Consider the following 14,804-nt stretch of genomic DNA (forward strand, 5'->3'; position numbering starts at 1 on the left):
CCAGCCTATCCTAACTAGCTTCCGTTAGGCACATCCCCTCCTTTGGAGGGGCTTGGGGAGGCTTCCTACCCTGCTTGTGGTCCAGGGTGATCTTCACTCCCCTCTCCATTCGGAGAGGGGGCGGGGGTGAGGCTTTTTTTATCCTCCCCTTTCCACTCTTCCCACTCAATATCAACATCCGCCAAGCCACGGGTGGAAACACGACCTTTGCCAGCACCACGATAACGGGTTTCGGGCAAGAAGCGGACACGAATACCACGAATCAACGTGGCATTTACATCTTCAGGCTTATCGACACCGTTTTTCGTTGTCACGGCTGTGAAATAAAACGAACCGACCCCATCGAGCTTCACCGAGCGACCCTGTGCCATGAAGTCACCCAGTACACCACCCAAGGCTGTCAGTACCGCCCGCACATCGGCAGGGCTAACCGTCGATTCGGCTGCGATTCGTTTTGCTACTTGTTCGGTTGTTGCCGGACTTACCACTAGAACGGACTTAGGATACCATTTGCCGTTCACCTTCATTTGAGCTTTCTTATAGAATGCCATAGGTAAAAGATTTTTACGCTGCAACACTGTTTTTATCAGTCATCATAACGAGTCGTACACCCGTGTTTTACGCCATATACTTTCGTGGCTGACAATATATACTTTCGTGCCCCACGAAATGTACTTTTGTGCCCCACAATATGTACTTTCGTCAAACTGCCGATTTTCACAGCTTGCAGCAAGTTAATAATTAGATTTATAAGCTCCGCACAATTTGCGGATTTTTCTTTACATTTTTCTCCTTTTAATTACTTTCCATAGGGATAAACTCAGTAACCTCAAAGAATGGAGACAACTTCATCCATTACAACTCCTACAGATTTCAACCCTGCCACATAAAACCCTCCAAAGAAAAAGAAGTACCGATAAAACGCGTGGCGGTCAACAGCTACTTTCCGAAGCAGAAATGATTTAAAGTGCCCTAGATAACCACAATAAGAGTTAATCACGCTCCGTAAGAACAACACCTGTCGACGATTCAGAGCCTTCTCACGGCTGCAGAGCTGTTCTATCTGCCCCATCCGAAAACGAAACTTCCTTATCGTCCGCCAACGAGGATAACGCCTGTAAGGCATCACGTATGCACCAAGGAATGTCATACCCTTTGAGCAGTGTTGCAAGCTAATCTTCTTTGGGTGCAACGTAAGGTGTAACTCATCATGCAGATAATCACGAAACAGCCCTATCAATCTCGCCAGCTTACGATGGTCAGTATCTATAACATAAAAATCGTCAACATATCGTCCATAATGCTTTAAGTGTAGCTGACGTTTAGCAAACTGGTCAAGCTGATTCAGATAAATGTTACTAAATAGCTGTGACGTGAGGTCGCCAATGGGTAGCCCTGTACCTTTTGTCGAACGGAAGAGACTCTTTGAGGGTGGCAATCCCTCCCAATCCTCCTCGCCCCCAACAATGCGCACATCACTCGTAGGGTCGCGCAGCAGAATGCAGTCAATTAGGAAATCAACCAGCCCACGGTCAATCATCTTGTTCCATTGCGGCTTCTTATCCATCTCTTTGCGCAACAACTCCCGCAGTTCACGTTTCGGAATACTCATAAAATACCCTTGTATGTCAAGTTTCAGCACGTAAGCTGATCGAGTATAGTTCTGCGTGCAGCTACGCAGGTGGTGTTCAAACCGTTCCACACCCATCAAAGTCCCTTTCCCCACACGGCACGAGTAACTATCGTGTATAAACGTTGTTTCAAACAGTGGTGCAATGTAGTTGAACAATAAATGATGCACCACACGATCCTTAAACGACGAGGCAAATATCTCTCGTTGTACAGGATCAAACGTGATAAAGCAGATGCAAGGTGAGGGACGATAAGAACGTAAACGTAGTTCGTCGTAGAGTTGCATGAGGTTATGTTCAAGATTCATCTCAAACTTCATTTGGCTCTCTGTGTTCCGCTTATTCCGCCGAGCATCATAGTAGGCTGCAAATATATCGTTCAATAGATTCATTGATTGAGGAGTAATGGATGATAATAAATGATGATAGCTGACTTTCTCGTCAACTCGTCCACATGCCAGGCGGTAAATTCTGAGACAGCCCGAACCGCGAACCCATAGGTACGAGTGTTGTTGTTCAGCGGGTTCACGTTGCCCGAGTTGAAGTTCAGGTTGCAACCATTGTTCGTGTTGTTCGGAACCGCCGACCAATAATAACCGTTGTTGCCGACGTTGTTGAGCGAACCATCATTGTTGTTGCGTAAGCCCGAAGCAGGGAAGTGTAGTAACCACTCATTAAATGAAGCATGGGAACAGCCCCTGTTTGCAAGCCCATAAAGGAAATGCGAAGCAAAGACTGATAACCACCCAACAGATTGGAATACCATAACCAGCCACGACGCATTGCCACGGGGCATTTGCGCACCATTTACGTGTACTGGTGGGTTACTGAATTTACTAATGCACGCTGCCTGCGACCGTAATCGCTGACATTCTGGCGTAGCCTGAGCAGGGAGAGCAGACGAGAATAAGACAAGTATTATCAGCACAAAGCACATGATCAAGTCTGTGTGCCCTGCGTATATCTTTTTGTAGGTTGTGATTATAGTTTGTTTCATTGCTTTCATCTTGCTTATTCGTATAATTAGCGATATTCGTAGTTCATTCTCCTTCCTCTCTGTTCACACCTTCGTTTCAGTGTCTTTGCCCTCTTCGTTTGCAACCTTTTGACTGTACTTATGCCATGCCGTCAGTTGTTTTGAGATGCTCTCCGTCTTTAGGCAGAGTTGTGCAAACTGCGGTATGCTCAAGTGATGCATGTCTTTCAACAGGCGTATGCGTAGCCGTACATACATAAACACCTCAAGGCTCTTCCGTAAAAGAGGCTCTTTCTCACGTTGACCATTCGCTTGATAAACAAGCACCATCAAGTCCAGAAGTTCATTCTTCAAGTCCTGAACCAGTGTATAACGCAAATCACGAGGGACATTGCGCGTACGCTGATAAACCTCCAACAGTAAGTCATAGATAGCCTTAAACACTGGCAAATTATCGTACTGTGCCATGGGCTTCTCCTTTTCTTCAAAAATCGGTCCTTACTTCAATCCTTTTAAAATCTCTTGCAGCTGCGCTATAAACATCATGCACTGCATAGGCGTACTGTTAGCAAGATTAAACGCTCGCAGCTTCTCCAAAACACCATTCCCTTCACAGTGCCCCATAACTTCAGGTAGAGAGCAGCTCGCTGGTGCCGACTCCTTTAGCTCAACCCCCTGCTTCCACTCTGCAAAAGCATTCAAATCAATGGGCTCTACTAAACCTATCACTTTGTGAGCGTCATCCGACTCTATGATATTCCGACCACTCAAATATTTTTCTTCTGACGAAGCAGGGAAGCCAACATAGACTACCTCATCACCATTAAGCACCTTCAGCTGACGCTTAATAACCTTAAAAGGATGCACAAAACTGCACAGGGCAAATGCCGAAACCTCATAAGCACGAAAAAACAAACCCTCACGATAAAGATAAATCTTGCTCGTATTGCTTTTCTCTGCTTCAACAATCTCTTTTATACTCATTGTCGTTACCATCTTTTTATTTAAAAATCTTTTTTTATGTTTATCCTCGCCTCCTCACGAGGGAGGCAAGGATAAAAAACAGAAATTTTCATCGACCGGCTTCGCCGGTTTCTTTTGCCGGCGGGCGGGGCGAGCCCGCCGGCAATAAATCAAATGAATCAAATCAATCGAATTATTCTGAGACAGCCCGAACCGAGAACCCATAGGAACGAGGGCCGTTGACCAGCGGGTTCACGATGCCCGAGTTGAAGTACAGGCTGCACCCACCGTCCGTGCTGTTCGGAACCGCCGACCAATAATAACCGTAGTTGCCGACGAAGTTGAGCGAACCATCATTGAAGTTGCGTAAGCCCGAAGCAGGGAAGTTGATAGTAGCAGTCTTACTGCTATTGGTCCAGAAGTTATGACCAAAATTATTTGTCCACTGCTGCCAGTCGTCTGTACCGTCAACATTCATCTCTGATTGAGACGTTGAATTCTGACCCGTTGTGGTAAACCCTGTAAATGCATTGTTGGCTGGCATCTTGAAACCTACAGGACAAGGATCGTAGACAGTCTTAACGACAGGATTGTCATTACCCTGATTATAACCACCAGTAACAGTGTTGTCGGCTGACCAAAGATTGTAATAACCATAATTTGTCCACAACGATGAACCATAAATATAGAACTTATCTGGATTCTGAATATTGTTCACAATAGTCATGTTGTCACCAGCATTCTCGGTGATACTACCAGCCTTTAGATCACTTGTAGCAACCCCAGGGAAGGCATCCTTACGACCGAACTGGTAAAGTGTGGTAGCACCCTTCTTTACATTACCTGGGTTCTGGGTAATATTGATGACTGTCTCTTGTGCTACTCCACCATTCTTAATGGTCTGCACAACCTTGACTTTGACAGTACGAGCTTTGTCGTATGTAGAACCACTCCACTGGGTTGGCTTCCAACCTAAGGTTTCTTTAGTGAAGTAATAGTCCTTGTTTTGATGATTGGTTACCTTTATCTTATCGAGCACATCCTTAGGAGCAAACCACAAATGCCATGACCAAAGAACTGTTTTTGAAGCACCACTACCTTTGGTAACAGCAACAACGGCATTACCGCTCTGGATATCGCTTGCCTTAACCTCGAAGTCGAGGAAAGCATTGCCACCAACATGCACGATAGAAGGAGAATGAACGAGGTCGGCAGCATCTGCCCAGACTACTTCAGCACCATTGACACCACTATTGGCACCTCCATTGGTCTTCTCGATCCAAGGGTCAGTGATGTTAGCACCTGCATGATCCTTAAAATTACGCAAAACGTATGGCTCGTTAGGAGTACCCGTAGGCGCATGACTGATGTAAGAGTTCGCATTAGTAGCACCGTTCTCAATGGCATTACCATAAACGAGCGGGATGCGATAATGACCAGGAGCTGAGATAACGTAAGAGTTGGCTGTGCTACGATTTACACTACCACCCTTGGTAGAAAGGTCGTAAGGAGCAGAAGCAGAACCTAAGGCGGTTGCATCCTTGAGTTCCTTGTTACGCTTAGCAAGTAGGTCGGTAACGTCTTTGGTCAATGTAGCTGTGCCTTGGTCAGCAGCAGTACCACCATCACCCTCGGTCTTGCTAAGACTGGTGAGCCATGCTGGTTTCTCCGCCATAGAGAAAGTTCCATCGCCATTGGCATCATAACCAACGACCTTCCAAGCCACAGCCTGCTGTGTACCGTCAGGAGCAGTACGATAACTTGTGATGCCGTAATTATCCGTCGTTGTTGCATCGTAAGCAGCAGCACTTGGATCGGTTGCTGTAATCGTGTAATTCCAAGTAGAGCTGGTCTGGCTTAGCTTGTAAGTACGGGTGGTTCCGGCTTTCCATTCACCCTTCAATGGTACGGTGATAGTTGTACCGTCGGTGCAATGCACGTATGCAGTAACAAGACCTGTGAGCTGCTGCGGAATCATATAGAACGTGAAGTTATCACCCGCATTACCCATGATGGTAGTGTTAGGGTTGGCACTTGTGCTCACGCTGACACCAGAGAGGACGGCGTTACCACGCGTGCTATAGCCTGTGTGATCCCATGCTGCCCCTGTACCATTGAATTGCTTTGAGAGCAAATACTTGCTCTTCAGCAATACGTTTCGTAACTCCACCTTATCGATGGTTTTGTTCCAAGAGAGGTTTTGACCAACGGCAAAGCGAATACCTGTAAGGGCGTGACGGAAGTCAAGACTGGTGACTGGTTGCACGTTCTTTGTGGCATACTGTACATCGCCAGAGCAGGCGGTCATTAGGTCGACCTCTTTCTTTACATCAGGATTGACTTCAAATTCTACGCTTGGACTACCGCTGGCAGCAGTGTTGTTAATGGTCATCTTTGAGTAGCTCTCTGTGTTAGGAGAGACAGCAAAGAAGCGAGCAAAGGGTTGTGAGAATGCCCAATAGATGGGTGAATAGAGTTCACCATTACTCTTGGTTTTCTTAGCGTGGAACCACTCTGGATTGGTGAGGATGGTTGATGCCGAGGTGCCACGAATACCAGAGGCGGAGAAGTCGCCAAGGGTAGAAGTCTTGATGATTTCGGCACGTGTGTGGGCATCTGCCTTAACAGGGTTGACACCCTCAACAGTGGTTTCAATCAAGCACACATCAATGTTGCGATTGCTATGAGCTGTGAGCTTACCGCCGGCAAGATCGCTGCTACCCAAGCCGGGAGTGATGGCACCGCGTGTCACAACTCCACGAGAGATAGCTCCCTCCTGCACATCGTTTACACTAAAACGGACAACAGCACCATTGCCGTTCGTTCCGCCGTTATCCAAATCGTCGTCGGCACAAGATACGGCCGTCAACGCTGCGCCGCTGGCTAAGAGTGCCGAGCAGGCGTAAAAGAATAGTTTGTTCATTAATTAATAAAAGAAAAAAAGCCTCACTCCCAACCCCTCTCCGAGTGGAGAGGGGAGTAGATAGTATGTTAATCCTAAAGGTTAGATCGTCATAAGATAAGACTATAGGAATGAGGAGTTAATACTGTTTGTTTGGATTCTTGGACAAGTAACTTGTTAACTTGTAAACTCGTTAACCTTCTAGATTATCATCATCGCCACCATTTTCTTCTGTTGGGTCAATGACTTTGATGCCACCAGGAGGAGTACCACCGCCACCAGGACGAACGAGAGGACTACCGGCAAGGAGACTGCCCTCGGAGGCCACTCTGACGACATCGATTGTAGGACAAACATAAAGTTGTCGCACCGTCTTTCTAATTTTCTTCATAAGCTTAATGAAATTAGTTAATTAATAAAAGTTACGTGTTAGTTCACAACATTAGCACTATTTAGGGAATAGTTGGTAACCACATTGAATTGCATGGGCAAGGACGCAAACGGCACCTTGCCCATGCGTGTCAACATGGTTCCAATCAGAGTATATGAGAAAAAAACGATTAATAAAACAAAATCGGCAAAGGGCAAATACAGCAAGCCCTTTGTCGATACGCTATAACGTGCCACGCATTGCATAAGCACGTAAACGACTAAGAAAGAAAGAGTTATAATACTATTGAGAGAGAGAGAGAGAGAGAGAGTACACAATTATTTGGAACTACCAAATAATTTAACATCTTTTCTTTATTTTCTTTCTTCAGCACCTCTATAGACTTGTTCGCATTGCAAGCAACAGGCACAACAACACGACTTACACCTTTATTATATAAGGCGTAAGCATTAGTGGTTGAAATAAGCTGCTTTGTTACTCTCATTATGCGTTATTGCAAGTTAATTTTCGTTTAACTGGGCGCAAAGGTAAGAAGAATAAATTAAAGGAGCAAGGAAAAGAAGAAAAAAACTCACCCCCGCCCCCTCTCCGAATGGAGAGGGGAGTAAATAGTACTGTTTGCAGGGGATTTGCTGGCTAATGGATAGGGCGTTTATCAAGTGTTTACTATATATAATAAAGGTGGAGTCAAAGGATTAAGGGGGGTAAAACGAAATGTGTAAATATAATAATTGGGTAAATGTTGTTAGATTGTTTGTATATCAGAGAGTTACAGGATAATTGAGGGTGAATGGAGCGCAAAACGAAATGTTACAATCGTGTTACATTTGTGTTACATTCGAGGGATGTTTGAACAGTGTTTGAGGAGATAATGTTACATGGGGCCGGAAAGGAGGCGATTTGGGGCGATTTTAGCGTAAGAATGGGTGTTTTATTGTGTGAGGAGTATAGAGGGCGACAGAGACGGAAAGAATGGCTGTGGGAGAGGTTGTTTTATCGTGATACAATGTGGGTGAGCTTATTTGGGCTCGCCTTTTATTTTGCTTTGTTATTAAATAATTACATGTTTAATATATCGTATATAATAACTATTTTGTATATTTGCAAACAAAAAGAGATAACTATGACAAAGGTAATACACGTACAATTGATGAATGGAAGGAAGAATTATTACTTTGGTTCTATTCCTGCAATTTACAGCGTTTTGACGGCTGAGGAGATAGGTATTAAGCAAAGTTCGCTGGAGCGTGTAGGATTGAGTAAGGGAGGGGTTGTTCTGAACAAAAAGGCTTGTATCAGGGCTGGTGAGCTTATACGCTCAAAGGTGACAAAATAAGGGTATGTATGAACAGCTAAAACGCTGATTGAACGATAGTTGAACGGCTTTCAATACGTTTTTGAACGGTTGAAAGCTGTTTTCTTTATTTTATGGGGTTGTAAAGGTGTGTTTTTAAGGTAAAAAATGGCTTTGGAGTGACATTAGGGGTGACGATAGGGGTGACAGTGTAAAACGAAATGTGTAAAGAGGGGTGACATTAGGGGTGACACTTTTTATATGTTTTTGACCACATTCACCCCCCTAATAAGGACAAAAAAAGGCGGATTGATGCCGTTTTTTGCCGTTTTACCCCCCCCTTTATTCCACAAAACAGGGGGTATAATACCATGTGACGAATAAAAATAATTTCGTAGAACACCCTATTTATCGGGCTTTTTAGCTATATTTGCGGTGTAAAATCATTAAAAAATGTGCGTGTGTCGCATAAGGAGGGTAATATGAAATATAAAAATGTTGCAGAATTGATTAATAAATGGGAGTCGTTAATGGGTAAAGAACAGACATTATGTAGATTGAGAGCAATGCGCAATTATGCTGTAGAATGTCTGAAAGAGCATCCACACGAGAAATGCGCAGATGCTCTTGATGATAATATGTGCCTACTTGAGGCAGTTGTTGCTGAAGCAGAGGCTCTTCTTCAATAGTTGGAATTAATCATCTATAAAAACAGCGTCTTGGATATTACTTGATATATCACTCAATACACCAATATTTAAACGCTTAATGTATTTTCCAAGATCTTGATAAGTGATGTCAAATGACTTTTTGTGTACCTCGACCTTTTCCGTGTTCCCTAATCTTTCGGCAACTTGCTCATAAGGTTCGTGGTCTGAAGCTCTTTCGACCAGATATGCCGAAACTGTTAGTGGGTACTCTCCTATTGTTTCTCCATCCGAGAACTCAAGACCCAGCAGAAACCACCCGTGAAGGTCAATACCATTATCTTTACACATTCTCCACAAAAAATCATTCATGTGTCCGTCAATTGCAGCAATACCCTTCATGTCATTGTTCTGCGTACCAATTTCATTTTTGAGAAGACTAAAATTGAAATCTTTCATTGTTAATAGAGTTTAGTTAATAATTATATAGTTTGTTTTTTTCTTACTCGAGATTTACGTGCCCTATAACGAGTGCGATACCAGTTATTTCTTCCTTGGGTATATCGAAAGGAGGATATTGGGTGTTCTCGCTTACTGCAGAGAGCGAGTTTGCTGTAGTACCTGGCATTAGTCGTTTGATGAGTAGTCCTTGTTCACGTGTTGCAATGACATGTGGTCGATTCCATTGTATGAAACCTGAGTTATGTATGATAGTACAGCCAACGATATCACCAGCATTGTATTTAGGTTGCATAGAGTCGCCTGTTACTTCGATCATGAAATCTACACGTTGTCTTTTCCATTTGGGAATGACATAATATTCTTTTACGTCACTCTTAGCTATAACAAAGTCTGCACTCCCGAAACCAGCAGCAACCTTTGGCGTTACTAAAGGAATCAACTCTTGTGTGGCGTGTAGAGGGTCAAGGCATCGGAATGCCTCAGGAAGTCTATCTTTTGCTGTTGGCGTGCTCGGTTGCGTTGTTACTTGTGGCTCTTGTATTGTGGGCTTGAGCATGGGACCCTTGCCTGTGAGAAGCCACTCAGGAGAAACGTTTACGCATTTTGCATAAACAATATCAATATCAAAGGTATTCCGGCTAATCCATGTATTAATAGCCTGTGGAGATACGCCTATCATACGAGCAAATTCTGACTTATTTCCGTCAGAATAGTGTTCTATAAGCTTTAAAAGTCTATCCTTTTTCTCCATAATTAAACATTTTGCGTAAAATAATTGCCTAAATATTTGTTTTGTTTATGCAAAGTGTTTATCTTTGCAGCGTGTTAAGTTTATTAACAGCGTCCAAAGATACAAAAAAGGGGCGTTATTTGCAAATGTTTAATAACCAAAATAACTGGTTTATGGCAACAAAGAAAGTTTATGATGCATGCTGTCAGTGCATACGACAGATGAACCTACAACAAGTAACGAGCGCAGGCTGCAGAAAAATAACAAAGCCAGCAATGTCTTTCTTATTTGGAAAGACAGAACTGGTTACGGAAAAGGAGTTGATGCGCTGCGGCGAAATTGAACAGCGCCGCCACCTTAATGAGGACGCTATTTTGCGGAGCATTTACATTGAATTGTATTCGAAGGTGAAACCTTTTGTCAAACACTCCAATATGGTCGGTCATACATAGGATGTCGATAGAACTGGCAAAATCGTGGCACTGTTGAACGAGTGTCTCAACGAGTGAGAGTCCCCGTTCAATGGTATCAGCTTCTGGTTCAAACCAGAACTGATAGATGACATTTATCTCTTCGGTCATGGGTGTTAATTTTATAAATAGTCCCAAAGATACGAAAAAGAAAATTGATTTAAATGTATAATAAATAAAATATATGGAAAAACAGATCTATGTAAGTAAGAAAGGTAAGGCTTATTTATGTGAAGTCTTTAACTGCACCACAGTGATGGTATGGAAGGCTCTGAACTTCAAAAGCGACAGCGAACTTGCAAGGAAGATTCGCTTCACAGCACTAACACAGCTGAATGGAACCCCTAATTGGAAGCAGGCTGACGTTGAGACTACTCACGAAGAAGCTGAACAGACAATGACACAGACCTTCGGTGAGCGTGTGAAGTTGGTTGTGGACCGCAAGGATGGCAGCGTGAGTGTCTTTGTTGATGGAGTTATGACACGTCGAGAGCAGGATATGAACATCCCTGCCTTCGTGGAGCTGCAGAGTGAAGTTGAATTGATGGCTATGAGCTTATAACTATATTTGGGATGGAATACTTCAACAAGATATTGTGCGTAACCTACGCGGAACTGACTGGAGGTAGTGATGCAGTTATTAAAGCTGCTACATTACGTCAGAACATGAGCCGTGGAAATATTGTCAGCGTACACCGTGGAGGTGGCGAGGGCGGTCAGGCACTTTACGCATGGAGTTCCATTCCTCAGAAATACAAGGCTCGGTATATGGAACGATACGGTGATCCAGAGCAACGAATGAAGGAAGCAATGATGCGTGACCGCATACGGCTTGACAGCGAGGCACGTGAGTTCTTTGAAAACTTCACCTATGAGAAGAACGGCAAGCAGGAACATCTTACAGAGAAACTCATTGAAGAGTACACCATTAATGCGAGTGTTCTGAAAGAACTGTTGAAGATGATGGCACAGCGTAGAGCTATTCGTCAGAGTCTGAACGGCAGCACTACAGGGGCTTGGGAGGTAATCTATCAGAGTTCTGAAGCTATGCGCGAAGAGTATCAGCACACCCTTCCACAAAATGAAGCGCGACTGAAGGCAAAGATTAAGGCTTTCAAGGCAGATGGCTACAAGAGCCTTATCAGCGGTAAGGTTGGAAATAAGAACACGCAGAAGATTACTGACGAGTTCGGACAGCTACTCATCGCACTGAAGCGTTGCAGGGTTCCAGTCTACACCGATGCGCAGCTCTTTGACGAGGCAAACCGCCAGGCGGAAGCAAACGGCTGGAAGCCACTGAAAAGCCTTAGCGGTATGAAACGATGGCTGAACAGTGCTGCGATTATGCCACTATGGTACGATGCTGTGCATGGTGAGCAGGCAGCACGACAGAAGTTCGGACGTAAGCACCGGACGGCATTGCCAACGAAACGTGATGCGCTGTGGTATGGCGACGGTACGAAGCTTAACCTCTACTACCAGGACGAGAACGGCAAGGTGCGCACCATGCAGGTCTATGTAGTCATTGATGCGATGAGTGAAGTGATGCTTGGTTGGCACATCAGCGATAGTGAGGATTACGAAGCGCAATATCTCGCTTACCGCATGGCAATTCAGACAAGCAAGCACAAGCCCTACGAGATTGTTCACGACAACCAAGGCGGACATAAGAAACTGGATGCCGACGGACTGTTTAAGAAGCTTTGCCACGTGCATAGGACCACGCAACCTTATAACGGCGAATCAAAGACCATTGAGGCGGTGTTCGGTCGGTTCCAACAACAAGTGCTGCATAAGGATTGGCGTTTCACAGGTCAGAACATTACGGCAAAGAAGATGTCGAGCCGTCCGAACCTTGAATTTATTGAGGAAAACAAGGACTCACTCTATACGCTTGAGGAACTGAAAGATGCTTACGCAAAGGCTACTAAGGAGTGGAACGAAATGGCGCACCCTGCATACGGCAAGAGTAGACAGGAAGCCTACGACAGCAGCGTGAATGAGGAAACGCAGCAGGTTACGGCACACGACATGGTGGATATGTTCTGGGTAACGGCTAAGCGTATGAGTACCTTCACCGACCAGGGGATCAGCGTAACGATTAAGAAGGAAAAGCGACAATACGAAGTGATGAGCCAGCCAGGCGTTCCAGACCACGAGTGGCGCAGGCAGCACACTTACGAGCGGTTCGTTGTTAAGTATGATCCTTACGACTTCGGAAGCATTCGCCTCTATAAGAAAGAGGCTGACGGCAGTCTGCGATTTGAACGAGTAGCAGAGCCTTACGTTGTGATACATCGTGCGATACAAGAGCAGACAGAAGGCGAGGCTGCATTCATCAGACAGGAACAGGCTGCGAATACCACTGACCGCATTGAGCGTACCGTTGCAGGACGTGAGATTGAAAAGGCTCACGGCGTAATGCCAGAGCAGCACGGATTACGTAGTCCAAAGCCTAAGGGAATGACAGCAGCTGAACGCAGACAGATTGAACGTCGTACTGGCATCTATAGCAAGTCGCCAGAAGAGTATAAGATAGGACGAAAGACGAAGCAAGTAAGCCTTGAAGACTGGGCGGAGGTTGAGATGGCAGTGGTTGATATGGCTTCGGTAGCTGGAAAGTATTGAAAGGTAAAATCGTAAAAATAAAGACAATATGAAACTAACAAAAAATGAAAAAGGACAGATTCAGGAGTGCTTGAAGCAGTATGTCAGCAAGTACCCAAGCCAGAATAAGGCTGCGCAGAGTCTCACGGGTATTAGCAGCGCAACATTGAGCACGCTGTTGCAAGGCAAGTGGGAGAATATTTCGGACGATATGTGGCGCAACCTCGCCTCACAGTTGGAGACAACGTCCAGCAATGACTGGCAGGTGGTCGAGACGAAAGCCTTTCAGGAAATGACCCTCGTCATGAAAGATGCCCAGGCTGTGAAGAATGTCACATGGATAGTGGGAGAAGCAGGCTGTGGAAAGACAACCACGGCGCGCCTCTATGCAAATGAGAACAATGAGGTGTTCTACATCTTGTGTTCTGAAGACATGAAGAAGAGTGACTTTGTACGGGAGATTGCACGCCGCATCGGTCAGCGTACAGAAGGCTACAGCATCAGAGAACTGCTCGACAGGATCATTGACGACCTTATTCAGATGGAGGCACCGCTGCTTCTTTTTGATGAAGCCGACAAACTGCCCGAGCGAGTATTCCACTATTTCATCGACTTGTACAACAGATTAGAGGATAAGTGTGGTATCGTCTTCTTCTCTACAAGCTATATCAAGCGTCGTATGACCATGGGGCTGCGCTACAACAAATGCGGATATAACGAGATACACAGCCGTATCGGCCGCAAGTTCTATGAACTGGAACAGACCGCCCCTCATGATGTGTATGCAATCTGCATGTCAAACGGTGTGACAGACAAAGGACGCATCTCAGAGGTTGTTAAAGATGCAGAAGAATATGAATTCGACCTGCGGCGCGTGAAGAAAAATATTCATAGAGTTAAATTGATGGCTGCTCAAACAGCGAAAAATCAGCGTTTGAACAGCGGTAAAACAGCAGAATAATGAACAGGGCAATGTCAATAACCGATATGCTGCGTATGAAGAAAGAAACCTACCCTTTTGAAAGAGAATGGGCAGACGCCTTCGGAGCACCGGAGCGAGGAGGCGTATGGTTCATTTGGGGACGTTCTGGAAGCGGTAAGACCAGCTTCACGATGAAGCTCTGCAAAGAGTTGGCAAAGTACGGGAAGATAGCCTACAATTCCTTGGAAGAAGGTTTCTCTCTGACAATGAAGAATGCACTTATAGAGGCAGGTATGCAGGACGTTGCACGGCGGTTTATCCTCATCAGTGAAAGCATGAAAGACCTTGACGGCCGTCTCAAGAAGCACAAAAGCCCGGATATCATTGTGATAGACAGCTTTCAGTACACACAGATGAGCTTTAAGGATTATCAGAAGTTTAAGAACCGACACCGGGATAAGCTGCTCATCTTCATCAGTCAGGCAGAAGGAAACAAACCTTCAGGTCGTACAGCGGTGAGTGTGATGTATGATGCAGCCCTGAAGATATGGGTGGAGGGTTATCGGGCAATCAGCAAAGGACGGTATTTCGGGAGCAAGGGCTATTACACGATATGGGAGGAAAGAGCAAACATATATTGGGGAAAAACTAAAGAGTAAAGCTATGGCAAACAAGCGAGACAACCTGTTGTACAGGCTACGAAAAAAGGGCATACAGGCCAATACCCGCGAACGCGTTATCTTCTTCGGCGTGGGTGGCGAGCCGTTCAAGCTAATACAGATAAGGCGGCTCTGCCGTGAGTTTCATTT

17 protein-coding genes are annotated in these 14,804 nt (G+C 45.0%); 6 read left to right on the plus strand and 11 right to left on the minus strand.

The window, feature by feature from the left end:
- Window positions 1-65: 65 nt before the first annotated feature.
- The 8 genes from F0475_RS04150 to F0475_RS04185 form a co-directional block, all read right to left on the minus strand.
- Window positions 66-551, minus strand: coding sequence for an HU family DNA-binding protein (locus tag F0475_RS04150; protein ID WP_155715565.1), 486 nt, complete (start codon window positions 549-551; stop codon window positions 66-68).
- Window positions 552-829: 278 nt separating this feature from the next.
- On the minus strand, window positions 830-2,023 hold the full coding sequence (locus F0475_RS04155) for a reverse transcriptase domain-containing protein (RefSeq protein WP_234422952.1): 1,194 nt from the start codon (window positions 2,021-2,023) through the stop codon (window positions 830-832).
- Window positions 2,020-2,628, minus strand: a complete 609-nt coding sequence (locus F0475_RS11830; protein WP_234422953.1) for a hypothetical protein — start codon at window positions 2,626-2,628, stop codon at window positions 2,020-2,022. The genes F0475_RS04155 and F0475_RS11830 overlap by 4 nt, the downstream gene beginning before the upstream one ends.
- A gap of 63 nt (window positions 2,629-2,691) precedes the next feature.
- Window positions 2,692-3,075 (minus strand): four helix bundle protein, encoded by a 384-nt coding sequence (locus F0475_RS04165; RefSeq protein WP_009434792.1) that lies wholly within the window; start codon window positions 3,073-3,075, stop codon window positions 2,692-2,694.
- A 30-nt stretch (window positions 3,076-3,105) separates the two neighbouring features.
- Entirely contained in the window at window positions 3,106-3,591 is a 486-nt protein-coding gene (locus F0475_RS04170) for a hypothetical protein (protein WP_155715569.1), read from the minus strand.
- Between the two features lie 172 nt (window positions 3,592-3,763).
- Window positions 3,764-6,493, minus strand: a complete 2,730-nt coding sequence (locus tag F0475_RS04175) for a hypothetical protein (RefSeq protein WP_155715571.1) — start codon at window positions 6,491-6,493, stop codon at window positions 3,764-3,766.
- Between the two features lie 172 nt (window positions 6,494-6,665).
- On the minus strand, window positions 6,666-6,863 hold the full coding sequence (locus F0475_RS04180; RefSeq protein ID WP_155715573.1) for a hypothetical protein: 198 nt from the start codon (window positions 6,861-6,863) through the stop codon (window positions 6,666-6,668).
- A 274-nt stretch (window positions 6,864-7,137) separates the two neighbouring features.
- Entirely contained in the window at window positions 7,138-7,347 is a 210-nt protein-coding gene (locus F0475_RS04185; protein ID WP_155715575.1) for a hypothetical protein, read from the minus strand.
- A 639-nt stretch (window positions 7,348-7,986) separates the two neighbouring features.
- Here F0475_RS04185 and F0475_RS04190 point away from each other — a divergent pair.
- The gene (locus F0475_RS04190; RefSeq protein WP_155715576.1) at window positions 7,987-8,199 is read left to right on the plus strand and encodes a hypothetical protein; all 213 of its coding nucleotides are present in this window, start codon (window positions 7,987-7,989) and stop codon (window positions 8,197-8,199) included.
- A gap of 440 nt (window positions 8,200-8,639) precedes the next feature.
- Complete coding sequence (locus F0475_RS04195) at window positions 8,640-8,846, plus strand: hypothetical protein (RefSeq protein WP_155715578.1); 207 nt, start codon at window positions 8,640-8,642, stop codon at window positions 8,844-8,846.
- 6 nt (window positions 8,847-8,852) lie between these two features.
- Here the strand turns inward: F0475_RS04195 and F0475_RS04200 are convergent, their stop codons facing one another.
- From F0475_RS04200 to F0475_RS04210, 3 genes are all read right to left on the minus strand, one after another.
- Window positions 8,853-9,263, minus strand: coding sequence for a hypothetical protein (locus tag F0475_RS04200; RefSeq protein ID WP_155715580.1), 411 nt, complete (start codon window positions 9,261-9,263; stop codon window positions 8,853-8,855).
- Between the two features lie 43 nt (window positions 9,264-9,306).
- Window positions 9,307-10,017, minus strand: a complete 711-nt coding sequence (locus F0475_RS04205; protein ID WP_155715582.1) for a LexA family transcriptional regulator — start codon at window positions 10,015-10,017, stop codon at window positions 9,307-9,309.
- 263 nt (window positions 10,018-10,280) lie between these two features.
- The gene (locus tag F0475_RS04210; protein ID WP_155715583.1) at window positions 10,281-10,577 is read right to left on the minus strand and encodes a hypothetical protein; all 297 of its coding nucleotides are present in this window, start codon (window positions 10,575-10,577) and stop codon (window positions 10,281-10,283) included.
- Window positions 10,578-10,650: 73 nt separating this feature from the next.
- On the opposite strand from F0475_RS04210, the gene F0475_RS04215 reads away from it, so the two are divergent.
- Genes F0475_RS04215 through F0475_RS04230 form a run of 4 tightly spaced genes read left to right on the plus strand, consistent with a single transcriptional unit; the run spans window position 10,651 to window position 14,654 of the window.
- Window positions 10,651-11,028 (plus strand): hypothetical protein, encoded by a 378-nt coding sequence (locus tag F0475_RS04215; protein ID WP_155715584.1) that lies wholly within the window; start codon window positions 10,651-10,653, stop codon window positions 11,026-11,028.
- Window positions 11,029-11,039: 11 nt separating this feature from the next.
- Window positions 11,040-13,094, plus strand: a complete 2,055-nt coding sequence (locus tag F0475_RS04220) for a kinase (protein WP_155715586.1) — start codon at window positions 11,040-11,042, stop codon at window positions 13,092-13,094.
- A gap of 28 nt (window positions 13,095-13,122) precedes the next feature.
- Entirely contained in the window at window positions 13,123-14,034 is a 912-nt protein-coding gene (locus tag F0475_RS04225) for an ATP-binding protein (RefSeq protein WP_155715588.1), read from the plus strand.
- Window positions 14,035-14,045: 11 nt separating this feature from the next.
- The gene (locus tag F0475_RS04230) at window positions 14,046-14,654 is read left to right on the plus strand and encodes an ATP-binding protein (RefSeq protein WP_234422954.1); all 609 of its coding nucleotides are present in this window, start codon (window positions 14,046-14,048) and stop codon (window positions 14,652-14,654) included.
- Window positions 14,655-14,804: the final 150 nt, after the last annotated feature.

This window comes from Prevotella vespertina, from assembly GCF_009728485.1.
Classification (GTDB): Bacteria; Bacteroidota; Bacteroidia; order Bacteroidales; family Bacteroidaceae; genus Prevotella; species Prevotella vespertina.